At 45.7% G+C, this 18,350-nt stretch carries 19 protein-coding genes, 1 tRNA gene and 1 pseudogene; 14 read left to right on the forward strand and 7 right to left on the reverse strand.

Annotated elements, in window-relative coordinates; translation table 11 throughout:
- From ACKRDP_RS03890 to ACKRDP_RS03910, 5 genes are all read left to right on the forward strand, one after another.
- A partial coding sequence (locus ACKRDP_RS03890) for a Uma2 family endonuclease (protein ID WP_409153446.1) occupies window positions 1–285 on the forward strand: 285 nt, incomplete at its 5' end.
- A 38-nt stretch (window positions 286–323) separates the two neighbouring features.
- The gene (locus ACKRDP_RS03895) at window positions 324–1,202 is read left to right on the forward strand and encodes a universal stress protein (RefSeq protein WP_409153447.1); all 879 of its coding nucleotides are present in this window, start codon (window positions 324–326) and stop codon (window positions 1,200–1,202) included.
- Window positions 1,199–2,836 (forward strand): tetratricopeptide repeat protein, encoded by a 1,638-nt coding sequence (locus ACKRDP_RS03900; RefSeq protein WP_409153448.1) that lies wholly within the window; start codon window positions 1,199–1,201, stop codon window positions 2,834–2,836. Before ACKRDP_RS03895 ends, ACKRDP_RS03900 begins: the two co-directional genes overlap by 4 nt.
- Window positions 2,833–3,681, forward strand: a complete 849-nt coding sequence (locus ACKRDP_RS03905; protein WP_409153449.1) for an LptF/LptG family permease — start codon at window positions 2,833–2,835, stop codon at window positions 3,679–3,681. The genes ACKRDP_RS03900 and ACKRDP_RS03905 overlap by 4 nt, the downstream gene beginning before the upstream one ends.
- A gap of 71 nt (window positions 3,682–3,752) precedes the next feature.
- Window positions 3,753–3,986 carry a hypothetical protein gene (locus ACKRDP_RS03910; RefSeq protein ID WP_409153450.1) on the forward strand — a complete coding sequence of 78 codons (234 nt, stop codon included), beginning with the start codon at window positions 3,753–3,755 and terminating at the stop codon, window positions 3,984–3,986.
- Between the two features lie 23 nt (window positions 3,987–4,009).
- Here the strand turns inward: ACKRDP_RS03910 and ACKRDP_RS03915 are convergent, their stop codons facing one another.
- Genes ACKRDP_RS03915 through pdo form a run of 3 tightly spaced genes read right to left on the reverse strand, consistent with a single transcriptional unit; the run spans window position 4,010 to window position 5,719 of the window.
- Window positions 4,010–4,771, reverse strand: coding sequence for a DUF3108 domain-containing protein (locus tag ACKRDP_RS03915; protein WP_409153451.1), 762 nt, complete (start codon window positions 4,769–4,771; stop codon window positions 4,010–4,012).
- The gene (locus ACKRDP_RS03920; protein WP_409153452.1) at window positions 4,735–5,058 is read right to left on the reverse strand and encodes a tetratricopeptide repeat protein; all 324 of its coding nucleotides are present in this window, start codon (window positions 5,056–5,058) and stop codon (window positions 4,735–4,737) included. The genes ACKRDP_RS03915 and ACKRDP_RS03920 overlap by 37 nt, the downstream gene beginning before the upstream one ends.
- Complete coding sequence (gene pdo, locus ACKRDP_RS03925; protein ID WP_409153453.1) at window positions 5,045–5,719, reverse strand: protein disulfide oxidoreductase; 675 nt, start codon at window positions 5,717–5,719, stop codon at window positions 5,045–5,047. The genes ACKRDP_RS03920 and pdo overlap by 14 nt, the downstream gene beginning before the upstream one ends.
- A gap of 146 nt (window positions 5,720–5,865) precedes the next feature.
- Here pdo and ACKRDP_RS03930 point away from each other — a divergent pair.
- The 3 genes and pseudogenes from ACKRDP_RS03930 to ACKRDP_RS03940 all read left to right on the forward strand — a co-directional run.
- A pseudogene (locus ACKRDP_RS03930) lies at window positions 5,866–6,444 on the forward strand (SDR family NAD(P)-dependent oxidoreductase); the annotation flags it as partial.
- A 59-nt stretch (window positions 6,445–6,503) separates the two neighbouring features.
- Complete coding sequence (locus ACKRDP_RS03935; RefSeq protein WP_409153454.1) at window positions 6,504–7,406, forward strand: MASE3 domain-containing protein; 903 nt, start codon at window positions 6,504–6,506, stop codon at window positions 7,404–7,406.
- On the forward strand, window positions 7,381–9,381 hold the full coding sequence (locus tag ACKRDP_RS03940) for a putative bifunctional diguanylate cyclase/phosphodiesterase (protein WP_409153455.1): 2,001 nt from the start codon (window positions 7,381–7,383) through the stop codon (window positions 9,379–9,381). Before ACKRDP_RS03935 ends, ACKRDP_RS03940 begins: the two co-directional genes overlap by 26 nt.
- On the opposite strand, the gene ACKRDP_RS03945 is transcribed toward ACKRDP_RS03940, so the two are convergent.
- From ACKRDP_RS03945 to ACKRDP_RS03960, 4 genes are all read right to left on the reverse strand, one after another.
- Window positions 9,356–9,994, reverse strand: a complete 639-nt coding sequence (locus tag ACKRDP_RS03945) for a lipoprotein intramolecular transacylase Lit (protein WP_409153456.1) — start codon at window positions 9,992–9,994, stop codon at window positions 9,356–9,358. The genes ACKRDP_RS03940 and ACKRDP_RS03945 overlap by 26 nt on opposite strands.
- Window positions 9,995–10,009: 15 nt before the next feature.
- Window positions 10,010–10,978 carry a hypothetical protein gene (locus tag ACKRDP_RS03950; RefSeq protein ID WP_409153457.1) on the reverse strand — a complete coding sequence of 323 codons (969 nt, stop codon included), beginning with the start codon at window positions 10,976–10,978 and terminating at the stop codon, window positions 10,010–10,012.
- A 117-nt stretch (window positions 10,979–11,095) separates the two neighbouring features.
- A tRNA-Pro gene (locus tag ACKRDP_RS03955) sits at window positions 11,096–11,168 on the reverse strand.
- Window positions 11,169–12,464: an amidohydrolase gene (locus ACKRDP_RS03960; RefSeq protein WP_409153458.1), complete on the reverse strand. Its 1,296-nt coding sequence runs from the start codon at window positions 12,462–12,464 to the stop codon at window positions 11,169–11,171.
- On the opposite strand from ACKRDP_RS03960, the gene ACKRDP_RS03965 reads away from it, so the two are divergent.
- From ACKRDP_RS03965 to ACKRDP_RS03990, 6 genes are read left to right on the forward strand one after another with little or no spacing between them, the layout of a single operon-like run.
- A complete protein-coding gene (locus ACKRDP_RS03965; protein WP_409153459.1) occupies window positions 12,463–13,191 on the forward strand; it encodes a zinc ribbon domain-containing protein in 729 nt (242 codons plus the stop codon). The two genes, ACKRDP_RS03960 and ACKRDP_RS03965, sit on opposite strands and share 2 nt — an antisense overlap.
- On the forward strand, window positions 13,175–14,284 hold the full coding sequence (gene rodA, locus ACKRDP_RS03970) for a rod shape-determining protein RodA (protein WP_409153460.1): 1,110 nt from the start codon (window positions 13,175–13,177) through the stop codon (window positions 14,282–14,284). The genes ACKRDP_RS03965 and rodA overlap by 17 nt, the downstream gene beginning before the upstream one ends.
- Window positions 14,277–15,380, forward strand: coding sequence for a radical SAM family heme chaperone HemW (gene hemW, locus ACKRDP_RS03975; RefSeq protein ID WP_409153461.1), 1,104 nt, complete (start codon window positions 14,277–14,279; stop codon window positions 15,378–15,380). Before rodA ends, hemW begins: the two co-directional genes overlap by 8 nt.
- Entirely contained in the window at window positions 15,377–16,639 is a 1,263-nt protein-coding gene (locus ACKRDP_RS03980; RefSeq protein WP_409153462.1) for a M48 family metalloprotease, read from the forward strand. The genes hemW and ACKRDP_RS03980 overlap by 4 nt, the downstream gene beginning before the upstream one ends.
- A 9-nt stretch (window positions 16,640–16,648) precedes the next feature.
- Window positions 16,649–17,779 carry a bifunctional glutamate N-acetyltransferase/amino-acid acetyltransferase ArgJ gene (gene argJ, locus ACKRDP_RS03985; RefSeq protein WP_409153463.1) on the forward strand — a complete coding sequence of 377 codons (1,131 nt, stop codon included), beginning with the start codon at window positions 16,649–16,651 and terminating at the stop codon, window positions 17,777–17,779.
- Window positions 17,780–17,810: 31 nt separating this feature from the next.
- The gene (locus ACKRDP_RS03990) at window positions 17,811–18,329 is read left to right on the forward strand and encodes a peroxiredoxin family protein (protein WP_409153464.1); all 519 of its coding nucleotides are present in this window, start codon (window positions 17,811–17,813) and stop codon (window positions 18,327–18,329) included.
- The last annotated feature ends 21 nt before the right edge of the window (window positions 18,330–18,350 follow it).

The raw sequence follows: 18,350 nt of genomic DNA on the forward strand, positions 1-18,350 counted from the left end.
CTCATGGTGCTGTGCGGAGAGATTCCTGAAAGGGTAGAAAGACCTCCAGAAATGGTTGTGGAGATAGTTTCACCCTCCAGCAGGCAAATGGATGAAGGGTTAAAGTTTGAGCTCTGCGAAAGGGAAGGTGTGAAGTATTTTGTTTTGGTTTATCCCGATGAGAAGGAGGTTAAAGTTTTTGAGCTTTCTGTGGGTAAATACAGAGAAAAGATGGACAAGAGATTTAGCCTTGGCAGGTGTGAAGTTGAGATAAATTTTAAGGAGGTCTTCGGTGGGTCTGGCTGAGAAGTATCCGGTAAGTTATTAAGCTGGAGGGAATAGATATGAAGTTTCTTGTGCCCGTTGACTTTACGGAGATAACTAATCCGCTGCTCAGAACTGTTAAACTGTTCGGTCAGGCCCACTCTGCAGAGGTCCATCTTCTCAATGTGGTCTCTCCAGTCCTTTACCTTCCATATCCGGAGAGCTTTGGGATGAGCACAGTGGACCTTCAGCTGCTTGCAGAACTTCAGGAGAGGAAAAAGGAGGAATCAAAAGAAAGGTTAAAGGCTCTTGCAGAGTTCCTGAAGCCTCTGAAGGTGGAAGTCTCTGTTGAAGTAGGAGATCCGGCGGAGGCGGTGCTTGAAAAGGAGAAGGATTTTGACCTTGTTTTTATGGGTAGCCATAAAAAGGGTCTTGTGGAGAGGATAATTGTAGGCTCAACCACAGAAAAGGTGGTAAAGTATTCCAGAAGGCCTGTGTTCGTGCTGAAAGGGAAAGAGCCTGAGAGCATAAAAAGGGTTCTGGTAGGATACGACTTTTCAGAGTATGCCAGAAAAGCCCTTGAATTTGCAGTAAGGCTTTTAAAGCCTCTTTCTCCACACATAGTCCTCCTGCACGTGGAAGAAACCATAGAGCTTCCCGTAGTTGAGGGTATAAGGGATGTTCTGAGTGAAAGATACAGGGAAGAAAAGATAAAACATATGGGGGAAATTGAGGGCTGGTTGAGAGATTCTGGGTTTGAGGTTTCTTCCTATGTGCTTGAAGAAAGGTCGCCTGCGGACGGCATAAAGAACTTTTTGAAGGAAAATCCCCATATTGACATGGTGGTTCTTGGAAGCAGGGGCCTGTCCGGTCTAAAGAGAGTGCTTCTTGGAAGCACATCCTCAGAGCTTTTGAGGTCTCTTGACATACCACTTCTTATACACAGGAGTATGGAATGAGATTGTTCTTTTTTTTGATATTTGCCAGCATATCGCTGGCTTACAATCCCTACACCGATTATGTTTTCTGCAGGCTGTATCAGGAGAGAGAGCCTTCAAAGGCAGAGGCTTACTGCCTGAGAGCTCTTGAAAGAGCACCCACACCTTCCCTGTATGTAGATACAGTAAGATTACAGCTTCAGCTGAGAAAGAGCAACATGGCCCTCAGGATTGCCAGCGAGTTCAAGTCAAAGTATCCCAACATACCAGACCCATACCTTCTCCTTCACAACGTATACAGTTTGAGAAGAGAAGGGGATAAAGCTCTAAGGGTGCTTGAGGAGGGATATTCAAAGAATCCTGAATCAAGGGAGATAATGGTTTTTCTGGCGGAGGAATACCTGAGAAGAGGTGAGCTTGTGAAGGCTCGCAGTGTGCTTCTTAAGCTGGCTAGTATTAGCCCTGACAACCCGCTGCCTTACTTTATGCTTGCGCGCATTGCCCTCTCTGAAGGTAAACAGCAAGAAGCCATAGACTACCTTGAAAAATCCCTCAAGGTAAAGGGCACCTTTGAGGCTGGCTTTATAACCCTCGGTAGCATATACGAGCAGAGGGGTGAATACTCAAGGGCTGAGGACCTTTATAAAGATATACTCAGGCAGGACCCCAACAACCGGAGTGCCCTGGAGAGGCTTGCAAACATATATACAATAACAGGGAGGTTTCAGGAAGCGAAGGAGGTCTACCAGAAGCTGGCTGAGCTTTATCCAGATGGGGGCTACCTGTATCAGTATAGCCTCCTTCTCATAAGGTCCGGAGAAGCAAAAAGGGCAAAGGAGCTTCTGGAGAAGCTATACAGGGAGAACCCGGACAATCCGGACATTGCTTACACATACGCACTTCTTCTTGAGTATGACAGGGAGACAGATAAAGCCCTGAGCATATACCTTGACCTTCAGAGGAAGGTTGGAAACAACCCCAAAATCATAGAGAGACTGGCAGGCATATACATAGATAAAAAGGAATACTCTAAGGCGGAAGAACTGCTCAAGACTGGGCTCGCAGTAGAGCCAAATAGCTATCAGCTCAATCTTCTCATGGCTAGCCTATACAACGAGAGGGAAGAGTTCCAGGAAGCCCTCAGATACATAAACAAAGCTCTGCAGATAAATCCTCAGGATTACAGGGGCTATTTTCTCAGAGCCATAGTTCAGGACAAGGCTGGCAGGATTATCTCCGCAGAGGAAGACCTCAGAAAAGCTCTTGAGCTCAACCCTGACGACCCGGAGCTGTTGAACCATCTTGGATATTCACTCCTTCTGTGGTATGAGGGTGCAAGGGTTGATGAGGCGGAAAAGCTCATAAGAAGAGCTCTGGAAAAGGAGCCTGAAAACCCAGCATACATAGATAGCATGGCATGGGTGCTCTATTACCGCGGAGATTACCTCAAGGCAGAGGAACTACTTCTCAAAGCTCTTGAAAAGGAAAAGGAAGACCCTGTGCTTTACGAACACATGGGAGATGTCCTGGTTAAACTTGGAAGGGAAAAGGAGGCTCAGGAATACTACAAAAAAGCTTATGAGCTTCTTATGGGGGGTAAGAAGGGGGAGCCAAACCAGAAGGAAAGGCTAAAGGGAAAACTCAAGCTTAGATGATATTCCGCTGGTTTTTCTGGAGGTTTTTGAGGCTTGGGATACTTATCAGCTTTTTGCTTACCTTTCTGTTCCTAATATTCCAGATAATCAGACTTGACCAGATAGTGTTCCAGTTGCCCTTAAGAGATTCCCTTCCCTTTTTTTTCCTTTGGTTTTTATTTTACTTTTCCTACATGCTACCGACTGCAATTTTCATATCCTTTGCCTTCAGTCTTTTTGAACTCAAAGAGAGCAAAAAGTTGCACATAATACAGTCTTTTGGACTCAGCCCCGCCAGCATCTATAAAAATAGCCTTTTAATGCTCTCCCCCCTACTGCTTGCCCTCTCTTTTGTGTTTTACATGCTTAGAGAGGAGGATATAGGCTTTGTGAGGAGACAGCTGATGCTGAAATACTATGCCCTGATAATAACCTCCATACCCCCAAAGAGCTTTCAGAGCTTTGGACAGTTCACACTGTATGCAGAGAAAAGAGATGGAAACCATCTTGAAGGAATATTTTTCAAATTTAATGAAGGCGTGGTCATAGCAAAAAAGGCAAAGGTGGGGGGTGGAGAAATAACCTTTGAGGGGGGGTCGCTTCTGACGCAGAGGGAGGGGAAAACCTTCGCCACAGACTTTAAGACTTACAGGCTGAGCCTCAATACAATAGTTAATGAAAGCAAAAAAACTTCTTCAAGAGACTACATAGCCGGAATCCTGAACGCACTGTCTCCCCTCTTTCTTATGGGTATAGCTTACAGGCTCGTGTGGTTTCTGGAACACCATCACAGTTTCTACTATTTTGTGGGTTTGACCTCCATACTCTATCAGATATCCCTTTTACTCCTCAAGCAGAAGCTGTAGAGTTTTCATGAAATTTTCATCTTCTTCCGTGTATTCTTTTAATCATCAAAAATCTAAAAGGAGGTTCAACCATGAGGAAGGTCCTTTCACTACTGCTTGCAGTAGCCTTCACAGGCGCAGCCATGGCACAGCAGGCACAGCCAGCAAAACCTGCCGAGCAAAAGCAGGAGCAAAAGCAAGAGCAGAAGCAGGAGCAGAAGCAGGAGCAAAAGGCAGAGCACAAAAAGAAAAAGAAGGCTCACAAGCAAGAGCACAAGAAGGAAGAGAAGAAGGAAGGAGCTGCTCCTGCAGAACAGAAGAAGTAATCTTATCTGGGGGCGCAAGCCCCCTACCTTTTTGCAGTCAGAAGATTTTTCAAAAGGTCTTTATTCCCTTCTAGCCTTTCAAGCCTTGCAGTGGCAGAACCTATAAGGAATTTAAGCTCCATCCTTACGGGCACCTCCGTCTCTTCATCTATCCAGAGATACCATACGCCCTTTGGTTTTAAAAGCCCTTTTGTTTCTATGTTTGGATGGACCTCCAGCTTCCTTGTATTGAAGGAGCCAATGGGGGTTTCTAATCTTTCTCTGCCAACCACACTGTAAGGTAGCCAGTATTCTTTATCATCGTAGAACATTTTTATAGTGCCGGCAGGGTTGACAGAGCTATCTCTGTAGAGAATAAGGCTTGCAGTGTATGGGTCTACAAAACCCCTGTATTCGTATTCCTTCTCTTCTTTCTTTTCCACCTCATCGCTTAACTTTACATACTTTATCTCTGTGACCTTAATCCTGCCATTGCCGAACCTGTATTCCTGATACCTCTTGAACTCACCCTCCTCCTGATAGTAAACAAAGTGTTTTGGTTTAAGTTCTGGCAGCTCTATAACTGCACCTCCCCTGTTGTAAACCCTCTTTACCACCTTTCCAACGTTTATCGTCCTTACATTGCTGTTTATCTTCAGGTTGTTGTTTTCCTGCCTGTATGTTATGCAGGTCTCAGCCACGGGAAGAAACAGAAGGTAAGCCCTGTAGCAGGCTTTAAGCTCCTGAGATATGGATAAACCGGCAAGTCCTAAAAGGACTGCAAGGACTTTAACTGCTCTACCCAAGACCTGAACTCCTCCGCCATACTGGGATGTTTGTATTTAAGGGCTTTCTGTATGCCTTCCTGGAGCACCTGTATAGCTTTACTGTAATCTCCAAGCTCTTCGTAGCACTTTGCCAGAATGCGGTAGCCTGCACCTTCATCCTCTTTCAGGCTAAGATATCTCTCCATGTGCTCAATGGTCCTCTCGTAATCCCTGAGCCTGTAGTATTCAAGGGCAAGGGAGTAGTGAATCATAGGATTTTCTGGCTGTTTTTCAAGAAGGCCTCTGAAGTATTCAAGCCTGTCCATTTTCTCTCCTCAGCTTCTCGTAGGCGGATATCACATAACCAAGAAAGTTGTTCTCCGGCTGTGCACCCACAAACTCAGCAAGCCCCCTGTTTATAACTATCTTTGGCACTCCTACCACCTGAAACCTCTCAGCCAGGTCCATGTTTTCGCTGGCGTCCACTATGAGTGCCTTTATGTTTTCGCTTGCCATGGCAAAGTTCATGGCGGTTATGGCTGCAGAGGGGCAGTATCCGCAGGATGTGGTGACAAAGACCATTATTTCCATGGGAAGGTCTATGCTTTTTAGCATCTCCACAGTTCTTTCTGAGAGCTTTGGCTCTCTCTTTGAGACCTGAACCACACCCTGAACAAGAGTGGTAAACTCAAGCCCTGCGGGAAGCCCTATGTATCTTATCCCGTAGTCTCTGTCGCCCTCTATCACTATGGTGGGCACTCTCTCAACGCCATACTGCTGGCTGATTTCTCTGTCCACCAGTGGGGAGTAAATCTCCAGCTTTATCTTTTCAGGCTCCACATCAGCAAGTTCTTTCAGAAGGTCCTCTGCAATCTGACAGGTTTCACATCCTATTGCCTGAGAAAAGAGCTTGAGATTTACCGGCTCTTTCAGTTCCTTGGAGAATATGTCTCTGAGCTGAGTTCTCACTTCAAGGTTCAAGAGCATGCTTTACCTCCTTAAGGTCTTTATTATATCCTTAAAATATAAGCATGGAGAGGAAAAGGGCGATAGTGACAGGTGGAAGCAGGGGCATAGGAAGGGCTATAGTGGAGAGGCTTTTAAAGGATGGCTGGTAGGTTTGCACATGTTCAAGGAGAGAAGAGGACCTTAGGAGGCTGAAGGAGGAGATTGGAAATCCTGACACCCTCTACATAAAAGCCTGCAATGTAGCAGACAGGGACTCCGCCAGGGAGTTTGTGCTTTTTTGCGTGGAGAAGATGGGCGGTGTGGACCTTCTTGTAAACAACGCAGGCGTGCTGGGCGAGAGGGTTCCTCTTCAGGACTATCCGGAGGATGTGTGGGAGGAGGTTATAAGGGTTAACATAAATGGCGTCTTTTACATAACAAAATACACCCTGCCATACATGATGGAGGACTCTTTTATTGTCAACATGTCCTCTGGAGCCGGCAAAAGACCAGCACCTTACTGGGGAGCCTATGCGGTATCCAAGTTTGGTGTGGAAGGTTTGAGCCTGCTTCTTGCTGAGGAGCTCAAAGATAGGGGCATAAAGGTCTATGCCCTGAATCCCGGCGCCACAAGAACCCAGATGAGGGCAAGGGCATACCCCCAGGAGGACCCAACAACTCTGAAGCCGCCAGAAAAGGTGGCAGATTTTCTTGTAAAATTGCTCAGGCATAAACCTCCGAGTGGTTCTTACGATTATGTATAATTGTCCCCATGGGCAAACATATAAGTATAGTTCTTATTCTCGGAGGGGTTTTTGTCTTCATGTTTTCCTATGTATACAGAGACCAGCTTGTCCTTGAAAGGACTGACTTTGCCTTCTGGATAGCAACTCTTAGAATAAGCTCTTTTGTGCTTCTTTTGTTCTTGATTATAACCCTCATCGCTCTAGGCAGACGATTCATATGTGAAAGGCTCTATATTCTCGGACTTTTTCTTATACCTTCCCTGATACCCGACCTTTTCCACATACTTTCTTTCGTTTTCTTTCCAGATTTTATAACAAAGAATACAAGAAATAAAGTTGCTTATTTGTTTCTCCTTTCAAGGACTTTAGTCCTTTTTGCATTTTATGCCTCCATATTCCATAAACACATATTTCAGCGCATTCCATTAAATTCATACAGATACTTGACTCTTTTTTCTGTTCTTGCTTCCTTTCTTATAGTATTGTTTCATCATAATTTACCACCGCTATACATTGAGGGCATAGGTCAACCGTGGTATAGAGATATGTATGATTTGGTAACAGTGGTTTTATATGCTTTTCTTGCCTTTTACACATTTAAAAATAGTATATTTGGGAAAGAAAACCGCCTGTATATGCTTACCGTCTTTGTGTTTTTGAGTCTTTCCTCTTTAAGTCTGGCTCTTTACAAGCATTTTTATGATTTTCTGATTGTTTTAGCCTCTGCCTATAGGCTTATCGCCTACGGGATTATCCTGTATGTGGTTCTTTATAAAAATATTAGGGAGGAGGCTGTAAAAATTATGGATGCATCTCGTAGACTCTTAACAGAAATGCCTAGGAAAAAGCCTGTGAAGGAAGACCATATTCTTCTTGTGCAGGTGGAAAAATCTCTTTCTTATTTAGTGACAGCTTTATTTCTTTATGACCTTAGAGAGAATAAGCTAGTAGCGATTGTTTGTAAAAATAAAGAAAAATAAAGAATGTAAAGCTCCTAACATTAACCTTTCTGAGGTAAAAAGGTTTGTCAGAGAACTTGGAGGGCAATACTTTGGCAGGGATTTTCACTACTACATATACGACGATTTTTTAATAATTAGTAAGCTTGAAGAGTATCCAGAGAGCCCTATAGGCAGATTGCATGTAATAAATGTGGAGAGAATCATACTTGATCATCTTCTGAATTGGATAAACTTCGAGAGGATTATAGAGGAAAAAAGCAAGGAACTCCAGAGGCTATACCTTCTTTTAGAGACTTCCGAATACGCCACTCAGGCATACAACAACATAGACACCTTTTCAAAACAGGTTCTTGAAAGGCTTGATTACACGCTTAAAATGGATGGGAGCCTTTTCTACATGTGGAACAAAAACGCAGAGCTTCCTGAGAGAGTGGTATTTTCAGGCGGTTTTATACAGAACTTTCCCGAATTCAAACTGCATCAGCTTTTGGAAAAGATAATGGAAAGCCCTGAGATGTATGGAACCGGAAACAATTACCTTTACTGCAAGTTTGAAAGCAACTCATATCAGTCAGGGGTGGTCGGGCTCAGAAGGGAGAGGGGTTTTGACAGGGAAGAACTGCTCTTTTTGAAAACTGTCAGCAATCAGCTCTTCCATGTAGTCAAGCTCATGAAGGTAATAGAAGACCTGGAAAAGGCTCAGGCAAACATAAAATTCCTCACAGAGTATGACCCACTTACCATGCTATACAACAGAAAAAGCTTTGAAAAGCTCCTTAAAGATGAAATGGAAAGGTCTGACAGCTCTGGAGAGCCACTCTGCATGCTCTTAATAGATGTGGATAACTTCAAGGTGATAAACGATACCTATGGCTACCATGTGGGTGATATGGTGCTCAAGCATGTTGCGGAAATTCTCAGAAAAAGGATAAGAAGGCTTGATACGGCGGGCAGGCTGGGTGGGGATGAGTTTGGGGTTATACTTCCAAAATCAAACAAGACTGTAGTGGAATACATAGCTGATAGGCTCAGACAAGAAGTCTTAAACACACCTCTTATCGTAGGCGATATGGAGGTTCATGCAAGCTTAAGCGTAGGTATAGTTTGCTATCCGGTGGATGCAAAAAGCAGGGAGGAGATGCTTTCTCTGGGAGAGGCTCTTATGCATGCCATAAAGAGGGAGGGTAAGGGAAAGGTCAAAATGGTGGAGGAATCCGTAAGAGAGCTATACACAACCTTCAGAAGGGTTGAGAGGGAAATACTGGAGAGCTTTGAGAAAAGGTCAATAGAGGTTTTCATGCAGGATATCGTTAACCTCAGCACTGAGAGGGTGGAAGGCTTTGAAGCCCTCATGAGGCTCAGAATAAAAGATGAACTCCTGCCTGCAGGCAGGTTCATACACATAGCGGAAGAGATGGGTCTCGTTCAGAAGCTTGACCTTGTCATGGTGGAGGAGGTTTTCAGGCGTGTATCTTCCTATAACAACCATAAGGACGTGTTTATATTTCTGAACCTTTCACCTCAAGACCTGACAGGGGAGTTCATAGAGGATGTAATACGCAAAGCAGGCGTATACAATGTAAAAGCTCAGAACATTGTTTTTGAGATAACAGAAAGGGAGGCAATACAGGACATAGGAAAGCTCAGCAGTTTCATAAAGGGGATGAAGGAAGCCGGTTTTAAGTTTGCCATAGATGATTTTGGTTCTGGCTATGCCTCTTTTCTTTACCTAAAATACATGCCCGTGGACTTTCTCAAAATAGAAGGAGAGTTCATAAAGAGCATGAAAAAATCCCATGCGGACAGAACCTTTGTAAAAAGTATGGTAGACGTGGCAAGGGGCCTTGGCATAAGGACAATAGCCGAATACGTGGAGGATGCAGAGACTATTGACATACTTCTGGACCTCGGTGTGGACTACGCACAGGGCTACTACATAGGGAAGCCTGGACCCGCAGAGGAAAAACTCAGGAGCTTTTTCTCCATAGAATAAAGCCAGTAACCTGAAGAAGGATATTTAAGCAGAAAACTCCAAAGGCGGTGTAAAGAGTTGCCTTAAACCAGAAATCCATGGGATAGACTCTCAGAAGCATATCTTCATCCCTGAATCGCCAAGAGTAAGGGTCAAAGAAAAGGTTGTGAAAGGCCTCAAAAAGCCACTCATAACTTATGGCAGAGAGGATTATCACAAGGATGATAAAAGCCTCAAGGAGAAGGCTTCCAAAAAAGAGAACCTTTCCCATTTCCTTCTTGCTTCTTATGGCGAAAAATCCCACAAGCCAGAGGGGAAGCCCCAGGTAGAGAAAATTAAAGAAAAAGCTAAGAAGCCTTTTCACATCCTCCATATGTCTTATTTCTCTCTGGTTAAAAAGTCCGGAGCTTCTAAACTCCTCCATACCCTCATCAGAAAGCACTGAACGCAATCCCATCTTGGCTATGCTCAGCCTCAGCTCATAGGGCATGGGGTCTGGTGGAAGGTCAACCTTTCTGTAGAGAAACCCCACAAAGGCTTCTGTAAAGGCAAGGCGAACAAGGAGGAGCGTTATAAAGAGAGGAAAGAGGGCCACCAGCACAGCCCTCAGAAAAAAGCCTTTACCCAGAGCCATAGGCTAAAGTATAAACTACTTGTAGCCCCTTATGCTCGTTGGTCCTGCATGACAGGCTACGCAGGACTTTTCCGTTCCAACAACCTTCACAAGTCCAAAACTCTCTGCTATCTGTTGGTGTCTGGCATGTATGCTCTCTACGGGTTTGAACCTCCTTACCTGAGGCACATTTACGCCCTGATGGCACTGATAACAGGTAAACATGGCCTCCTTCCACAGGGCTACAGCCTTTTCCTTGTCCTTTGCCTCTAAGGCTTTCGGAAGCTCGTTGTAAAGTATGTTGTTCCTGTGCCGGACAACGGCCTTGAGGTCATCCCCCCACTGGGCTACCATGGGACCGGCAAGAGCCATGTTCTTTCCACAGGCGGAGAGTCCCATGGGGCTTCTAATCAGTCTGAGACCGGCATCAAACTCTCCCTTTTCAATGTAGCCTCTGAGTGCAACAAAGGAAAAGAATGTCCTGTATGCCCCTGCCTTGAAATTGAGCCTTACATCTGCAAGGTATCTTCCTGCCTGAAGCACCTGCTCCTTGTTGGCACCACCCACTACAAGAATGTTTTTCCCATCCTTCTGCAGGAGCTTTACGGTGGGTTTGTCAAAACTGAGCCCAAGCTCCTTCACTATATCGTTGTTTGTCCCAACCACGATGAGGTTTTGGTAGTTGAGAGCCTTCAGTCTCTGGTCGCTCACGAGAAGCTCCGGCATCCTTGACTGCTTTACATCCTCAGCAGTGAAGCCTATGTCCTCAGTCCACTGACCAAGGTAGTAAGCTATCCTGCCCGCAAGGGCAACCACCTCAGGGTCTTCCTTTGAGCCATAGGCTACAAGGGTGTTGGGAATTGTGGCATCTTTTATCACCGCAGGCGTGCCAGTCCACACCTCCCCGTAGGTTACAAAGGGAAAGAGCCTGTCGGCAAACTGCGGGTCAATTACCGGCTGCGAGAATGCTACTCCCACTGTGCAAAGAATAAGAAGCCTCCTCATGCCGTTCCTCCTGTGATTTTTCAAAAAGATTTTATCCGCACGGACGAAGGACAACCATAAAAGTTTGTTATGTAGAAGCTAAGGCGTGTTTATTTAAGCATATAAGAATTTTTTAACTCGGGGTGAGGGGACTTGAACCCCTGACCTTCGGCTCCCGAAGCCGACGCTCTGCCACCTGAGCCACACCCCGTTATCTTAAAATTTTATCTTTAAGGAACTCCTGTATCTTCTCCTTCCATTTATTCGCGATGAATTTCACCTCTTCCTGGTCGATGGTCTTTAGCTCCCTATTCTCCATAAGCACCCTTCCTCTGCATATGACCGTGTCTATGTCCGAAGATTTGGCTGAATAAACAAGCTGCGCAACAGGGTCGTAGAGTGGTTGCAGGTGTGGTCTGTCTGTGTCAAGGAGTATCAGGTCTGCCTCATATCCCACTTCAACCCTTCCCGCCCTGATGCCAACGGCTCTGAAACCCTCTTCTGTGGCTATTTTGAAAGCCGTTCTTGCATCCATAGCCTTTGCATCAAGGTTTGCCCCCTTCTGAAGTTTTGCCATGGTGCTGAGCTCTTCCATCATGTCAAGGTTGTCGTTGGAGGCAGGTCCGTCAGTGCCCAGGCACACATGAATGCCCCTTTTCACATAGTCGCTTATGGGTGCTATGCCAGAGGCGAGTTTGAGGTTACTCTCTGGACAGTGCAGAACCTTTGCACCTTTCTCCTTTATCATTTCTCTCTCCTCTTCTGTTGTCCATACCACATGCGCCATGAGGGTCCTGTCTGTCAGAAGCCCAAGACTGTGAAGATGTTCCACTGGACGCCTGCCAAATTGCTGGAGGGATGCCTCCACCTCCTGCTGGGTTTCTGCGGTATGAGTGTGTATGTAAACACCCTCCTCAAGGGCAAGCTCAAGGGATTTTCTGAGGGTGTCCGGAGAGCAGGTATAGACTGCATGTGGGCAGATGGTAGGAAAAACCAGTTCTCTGCCCTTAAACTCCCTTACGAAATCTTTTGCCCTTCTTAGATACTCTTCTGGAGTTCTTGCCACCTTTGTAGGAAAGTCAAGGATACCAAAACCGAGCCCTGCCCTTATGCCTGCCCTCTGGGCAACCTCTGCCACACTCTCTTCAAAGAAATACATGTCCATAAATAGGGTTGTCCCTGAGCTTATGGCTTCCGCAATACCTATGAGGGCACCGTCTCTGACAAACTCTGGCGATACAAACTCGCCCTCAAGCACCCATATGACCCTCTGGAGCCAGTCCATAAGGGGCAGGTCTGCACCCAGCCCTCTGAGAAGGCTCATGGATATGTGAGTGTGCATGTTGGCAAAGGATGGAAAGAGAACCTTCCCCTCAGCCCTTATGGTGTGTCTTGCTTCCTCTTCCAGACCCTCTCCTATCTTTACTATCATTCCATCCTTTATGCCTACATCTGCCGGCTTGCCCCTTTCTGGTATCAGGGTGGACTTAATCAAAAGGTCAAGCATGGCTTATATTATATTCTCTGTGAAACCTGACAGGCTTCAAAGAATGCTTGAGCTTCAGAAGATTGAACTTGAAATGTTAAGAACAAGAACGGCCCTCAAAAAGCTTCAGACCCAGATAGAGGAGGTGACTAAAAGGATTGAGGAGCTTAGGAAAAAGAGGGAAGACACAAGGAGAAAAATGGAAGAGTTGAAAAGGGAAATAAAGAGGCACAGGGAAATGATTGAGGAGTGTAAAGATGGTGCAAAAAGGGCTGAGGAAAGGCTGAGCCTTGTCAGAAAAGCTGAGGAATATAAAGCACTTCTGAGGGAAAAAGCCAGACATGAGGATTGTGTCATAAAGCTGACAAACAGTCTTAAGGAGCTTGAAATTGAGCTGAAAAAACTTGAAGAAGGAGAGGAAGATAGAAGTCTGCTCAGGGAAATGCAAGAGCTTGAAGAGGAACTTACCGACCTTAGATACTCTCAGTCAAGACTTGCCAGCAGAATTGATGAGCTTGAAAAAAGGCTTCAGGAAATAAGGGAAAGCACAGATGTAGAAATAATTCAGGAATATGAAATGTTGAAGAAGAAGCACGGTCTGCCAGTAATACTTCCCGTTGATTCCTTTGGAGCCTGCACCAATTGCGGAACAAGGCTGCCCTCCGCTCTCTACTCAAGGCTTATAAAAGGAGATGTAGTGGTATGTCCAAGCTGTGGAAGGCTGGTTTACAATGAGGGGGAGACTTAAAAAAATCATAAAAGATTACGACCCTTACGTGATTTTATCCCTCTTTTTCATATGCCTTGTTGGGCTCGTGGGTATTTACAGCGCAACCTTCAAGGGTAGTCCATCACCTCTCTTTATAAAGCAGTCTCTTTACCTTGTTATGGGTTTGTTCATAATGTTTTTTCTCTCCAGACTGAACTTCAGAACTATCCTTGACATGGCACCAGCCATATACTTCCTCAATCTTCTTCTTCTGGTGCTTGTGCCCCTTGTGGGAAAGACAGTTTACGGAGCGAAGAGATGGATTGACCTGGGTCCAGTAAGTGTTCAACCTTCAGAGTTCATGAAGTTTTCCTTTCTGCTTTTTGCCCTCTACACTCTGGAACACACGAAGAAGTTCCTGAGCAGGGAAGGCTTCATACTTCTCATAGCCTTTCTGTTGCCGGCTGTTCTTACTCTAAAACAGCCCGACCTTGGCACCGCCGTGACTTACGGTCTTATACTTTTTCTTGTTCTCTTCCTTGGGGGAATAAGGCTCAAATATTTCATTCTTTCTGGCATTTCTCTTTTTCTCGTATCCCCCCTTCTCTGGCATTTTCTGAAGGACTACCAGAAAGCACGAATACTTGCAGTCCTTGACCCCTATGAGGACTACCATGGCAGTGGTTATCAGCTGATTCAATCGGTAATAGCCATTGGCTCGGGTGGTTTTCTGGGGAAAGGCTTTCTGCAGGGCACCCAGTCCCATCTTCTTTTCCTTCCGGAGAAACATACGGACTTTATATTCTCCGTTATAGCAGAGGAGTGGGGCTTTCTGGCTGGTTCTATTCTCCTGCTTGCGCCGTTTGTTCTCTTTTATAGGATTGTCCACTACGCTCTGGATGTGCCTCATCCTGCTGAGAGGCTATACCTCGGTGCCTTTGCCGGGCTATGGCTCTTTCAGACAGGCGTGAATCTCCTGATGACTATGGGATGGGCGCCTGTGGTTGGCATACCTCTGCCCTTTGTCAGCTATGGTGGTAGCAGTATACTCACCTTTTCTCTTCTTTTTGGTTGTGCTCTTTCCATAATCAGAGAGCACATGAACAGACCTATAAGGTTTGAGAATGGTTAAGGGTTTATACTTCCACATCCCCTTCTGCTCTTACAAGTGTCCCTATTGTGATTTTGTATCTGTGGTAGACCCGGTCCTTGACCCTTCAGAATACATGAACATGCTCCTTAAGGAACTTGAGCTATACAGAAATCTGCACATAAAACCCCAGACCCTTTACTTTGGAGGTGGAACGCCCTCTCTTATAAAGCCCGAACTTTACGAGTCCTTTTTTGAAAGGCTCTTCAAGTATGTAGATTCCTCTAACCTTGAAGAGGTCTCTATTGAATGCAACCCAGAAAACTACATCCTTGAGGACTACAGAAGGCTCAAAGACGCAGGCTTTAACAGGGTCAGCATCGGTGTGCAGAGCCTGAGAGAGGAAGGGCTTAGGGCTCTTGGCCGGCTCCATTCTGTTGAGACATCACTCAGGGCCGTTGAATTTGCCAGAGTGGCAGGCTTTGAAAACATAAACATAGACCTCATATACGGCTATCACGGACAGAGCCTCAAAGACCTTGAAAAGGAACTGAAAATCCTCAGAAGCCTGCCAATCAGCCATGTTTCCTTCTACCTTCTTACACCTTACGAGGACACACAGCTCGGAAGGCTGTATGAAAAGGGTCTTCTGGAGCTTCCAGAAGAAGATACTATAGGTGATATGTATGAACTCATATGTGAAAGCCTTGAAGGCTTTGGCTTTTTGCAGTATGAGGTTTCCAACTTCTCCCTGCCTGGCTACCAGTGCAGGCACAACATGCTTTACTGGAGCTATGAGGAGTTTCTCGGACTTGGTGTGTCCGCCTGGAGCTTTGTTGACAGGGTTAGGTTTGGAAACACGAAGAACCTCAGGCTATACGCCGAAAGGGTCAGCAATGGAGAAAAGCCCGTGGAATATGAAGAAAAACTTGAAGGTGATGAGCTTCTCTATGATTATCTGTTTGTTGCCCTGAGAACCTCAAAAGGTGTGGAAAAAAGCCTTCTATCAAGTATACCGCGGGAGCTTGAGGAGTTTTTTGAGGTTAACGAAGACAGGCTGAGGCTAAAAAGGAGGGGCTTCCTTCTCATAAACGAAGTTCTGTGGAGGCTCAGGCAGGCTATATTATTAAAAGCATGAGGCTTCTTTTTCTTTTGCTCCTTTCAGTCCTTGTTAGCTGTGCGGAAGTCAGTGCCAGAAGACCACTGCTTAACCTTCTTCCAGAAAGCAGGGAGATAGAAATAGGAAAGGCTTACATTCCATATGCCATAGAGGAGTTTGACGGTCTTTATCCGGACAGGGAGGTGCAGGAATATGTGAGAAATGTGGGGCTCAGCCTTGCAAGACATACAGAAAGAAGACTGCCCTATGAGTTTTATGTGGTGAATTCCTCAAAGATAAACGCCTTTGCCCTGCCTGGAGGACCTGTGGTAATAACAAGGGGGCTTCTTATGAAGCTCTCTTCTGAGAGCGAGCTTGCAAGCGTCCTGGGGCATGAACTGGGACACATCAACGCAAGACATCATGCAAGATTTCTTGAAAAGCAGTTTGGGCTGAGTCTTCTCCTTAACATAGGGGCGCTTCTCGTAGGGGACAAGCCCTATGGGCAGGCGTTGCTTCAATTCGGTCAGGTTGGCGCTGGACTTCTCAGTCTAAAGTTTAGCAGAGACCAGGAGAGGGAGGCAGACCAGTATGGCATACTCTACACCTACAGGGCGGGATACGACCCAATGGCAATAGTCAGGGTTTTTGAAATGTTTAAATCTATGGAAAGAGGGGGAAGACCACCTGAGTGGTTGTCTACTCATCCCCTTCCAGAGACAAGAATAAAGGAGGCAAACAGAGAAATAGAGAAGTTAAGACCCAGCGGTGCATTCATAACCGATACGGAGGATTTTCAGAGGTTAAAGGAAAGATTAAAGAAAACCCAGCATTCCTTTGAAGAGTTTGATAAGGGCAAGAAAGCTTTTGCTAGCAACAATCACAGGCTTGCTCTTGAGCACTTTCAGAGAGCACTTGAATTATACCCGGAAAACTATGTGGCAAGGGCTTATATGGCATATCTTCTTGCGGGAGAAGGAAAGCTTGAGGAGGCGGACAGAAACTCAAAAAGGGCTCTTCAGGCAATGCCCCATGTGTTCCTGACCAACTTTGTTCACGGTTATGTGAAGTTCCTGCGAAGAGAATATCAGGAATCTATCAGGCACCTTGAGAGAGCAAGACAGCTCATACCCGACCATGCAAGCACTCATTATTATCTGGGGAGAGATTATGAGGCGCTGGGGCAGTATTCCAGGGCTGTGGAACACTACAGAGCTGCCCTTGAACTCTCTCAGGGAAGGGCACCATGGGCAGAGGATGCAAGGGAAAGGCTCAGAAGGCTGGGAAGTATGTGGTAGAATTTTTACATGGATATTCTTATGGGAGTTGGAAGGGCAGGTTTAAAATCTGGAGGAAAGCCAGACCTTCTTGTTGTTCTCCTTCCGCAGACTTGCAGGGCTTCCTTTCTCTTTACAAGGAATCACTTCAAATCTGCGAGTGTCCTGTATTCTCAGAAGGTCTTTAACGGAAAAGTCAGGGCAATGGTGATAAACAGCGGAAACGCCAACTGCGGGGTTGGGAAAGATGGTCTTCTCCATGCAGAGCTTATGGCAAAAAGAGTTGCGGAAAGGCTTGAAATTCAGGAGGAAGAGGTTCTGGTCTTTTCCACAGGCGTAATAGGCAAGCCAATGCCAATAGGAGACGTTCTTAATGCAATAGATTCAGCCTGTTCGCTTCTTGAGCCTCTTGACCTCAAAAGAGCAAGCGAGGTTATATCCACAACAGACAGCTTTCCCAAGTATGACTTTGTAAAAAAGGGCAAGCTGGAAGCCTTTGGCTTTGCAAAGGGTGCTGGCATGATACACCCCAGCATGGGGACAATGCTTGCCTATGTGTTTACCAACGCAGACCTAGATGAAAATGTTATTGAGAGGTTACACAGAGACATAAACGAGAGAACCTTTAACTCTATTAGCGTGGATGGATGCATGAGCACCAACGACAGCTTTGGTTTAATTAGCCTTGGGCTTTTGAAGGAAGACCTGCAGGCAGTCAGCGATGCCATAGAGGAGGTTTCTCTCAGCCTTGCCAGAAAGATAGTGCAGGATGGGGAGGGTGCCACGAGGGTTATAAAGGTCCATGTGAAGAACACCTCCATACAGCTCAAGGCAAGGCTAATAGCCCAGGCCATTGCCACATCAAACCTTGTCAAGACAGCCATATTTGGAAGAGACCCCAACTGGGGAAGAATAGTGGCTGCTGCAGGCTCCACGCCCTTTCCAATAGACCAGTTTAGACTAAAAGTTTACATGGGAACCCATCTCCTCTACGATGGAAAAGTCCATCCCAGAGCTCTGGAAGGGGCAAAAAGGTATCTTGAAGAATCTCAGGAGGTGGAGATAACCCTTGACCTGATGGAAGGAAAGGAAAGCTGGACCTACTACAGCTCAGACCTAACATACGATTACATAAAGATAAACGCCGAATACACCACTTGAAAAGTAAAAGCACCATGGTAAATTAATAGACATGACGAAGTATGTTCCCTACATACTTGCGGGCATACTCTTTTTTATGGTTCTTTTCTTCGGACTCAAGCATAGAGAGGAAGAGCTTCTTCAGAATTCTTACAGACCGCCTGTGGAACAGTCTCTGCCAGACTTTACCTTTAAAACAACTGATGGCAAAGAACTAAAACTCTCCCAGCTTCGTGGAAAGGCAGTTCTTCTTAACTTCTGGGCTACCTGGTGCCCACCCTGTAAGGAAGAGATGCCAATCTTTGAGAGGGAATACAGGAGGTGCAGGGATAGAGGCTTTGAGGTGCTTGCGGTAAACATGGACAGCTCAGAAGGAGCTCTGGAAAAGTTTTTGAGGGAGAACAGATACTCTTTCACCATAGTAAGGCCATCGGAAGAGCTTGAAAAGGAGTTAAAGCTTATGGGATTTCCTACCTCCTACCTGCTTGACAGGAACGGTAAAATCTATCGTATAAGGCTTGGTGTCTACAGGGAGCTGGAAAAGGACCTGAAAGAGCTTCTTGGATGTTAACTGTGGTATAATGCTCTGTCT

Origin of the sequence: Pampinifervens navoyensis, from assembly GCF_046159715.1 — a bacterium.
Classification (GTDB): domain Bacteria; phylum Aquificota; class Aquificia; order Aquificales; family Aquificaceae; genus Pampinifervens.

What these genes read in the sequence shown, in the direction of transcription:
- ACKRDP_RS03950 (WP_409153457.1), bottom strand. Translation starts at nt 10,978, where the DNA reads ATGAGGAGGCTTCTTATTCTTTGCACAGTGGGAGTAGCATTCTCGCAG.
- ACKRDP_RS03980 (WP_409153462.1), top strand. Translation starts at nt 15,377, where the DNA reads ATGAGGCTTCTTTTTCTTTTGCTCCTTTCAGTCCTTGTTAGCTGTGCG.
- ACKRDP_RS03945 (WP_409153456.1), bottom strand. Translation starts at nt 9,994, where the DNA reads ATGGCTCTGGGTAAAGGCTTTTTTCTGAGGGCTGTGCTGGTGGCCCTC.
- hemW (WP_409153461.1), top strand. Translation starts at nt 14,277, where the DNA reads ATGGTTAAGGGTTTATACTTCCACATCCCCTTCTGCTCTTACAAGTGT.
- ACKRDP_RS03910 (WP_409153450.1), top strand. Translation starts at nt 3,753, where the DNA reads ATGAGGAAGGTCCTTTCACTACTGCTTGCAGTAGCCTTCACAGGCGCA.
- ACKRDP_RS03935 (WP_409153454.1), top strand. Translation starts at nt 6,504, where the DNA reads ATGTTTTCCTATGTATACAGAGACCAGCTTGTCCTTGAAAGGACTGAC.
- ACKRDP_RS03905 (WP_409153449.1), top strand. Translation starts at nt 2,833, where the DNA reads ATGATATTCCGCTGGTTTTTCTGGAGGTTTTTGAGGCTTGGGATACTT.
- ACKRDP_RS03960 (WP_409153458.1), bottom strand. Translation starts at nt 12,464, where the DNA reads ATGCTTGACCTTTTGATTAAGTCCACCCTGATACCAGAAAGGGGCAAG.
- ACKRDP_RS03920 (WP_409153452.1), bottom strand. Translation starts at nt 5,058, where the DNA reads ATGGACAGGCTTGAATACTTCAGAGGCCTTCTTGAAAAACAGCCAGAA.
- rodA (WP_409153460.1), top strand. Translation starts at nt 13,175, where the DNA reads ATGAGGGGGAGACTTAAAAAAATCATAAAAGATTACGACCCTTACGTG.
- pdo (WP_409153453.1), bottom strand. Translation starts at nt 5,719, where the DNA reads ATGCTCTTGAACCTTGAAGTGAGAACTCAGCTCAGAGACATATTCTCC.
- ACKRDP_RS03990 (WP_409153464.1), top strand. Translation starts at nt 17,811, where the DNA reads ATGACGAAGTATGTTCCCTACATACTTGCGGGCATACTCTTTTTTATG.
- ACKRDP_RS03965 (WP_409153459.1), top strand. Translation starts at nt 12,463, where the DNA reads ATGGCTTATATTATATTCTCTGTGAAACCTGACAGGCTTCAAAGAATG.
- ACKRDP_RS03895 (WP_409153447.1), top strand. Translation starts at nt 324, where the DNA reads ATGAAGTTTCTTGTGCCCGTTGACTTTACGGAGATAACTAATCCGCTG.
- argJ (WP_409153463.1), top strand. Translation starts at nt 16,649, where the DNA reads ATGGATATTCTTATGGGAGTTGGAAGGGCAGGTTTAAAATCTGGAGGA.
- ACKRDP_RS03900 (WP_409153448.1), top strand. Translation starts at nt 1,199, where the DNA reads ATGAGATTGTTCTTTTTTTTGATATTTGCCAGCATATCGCTGGCTTAC.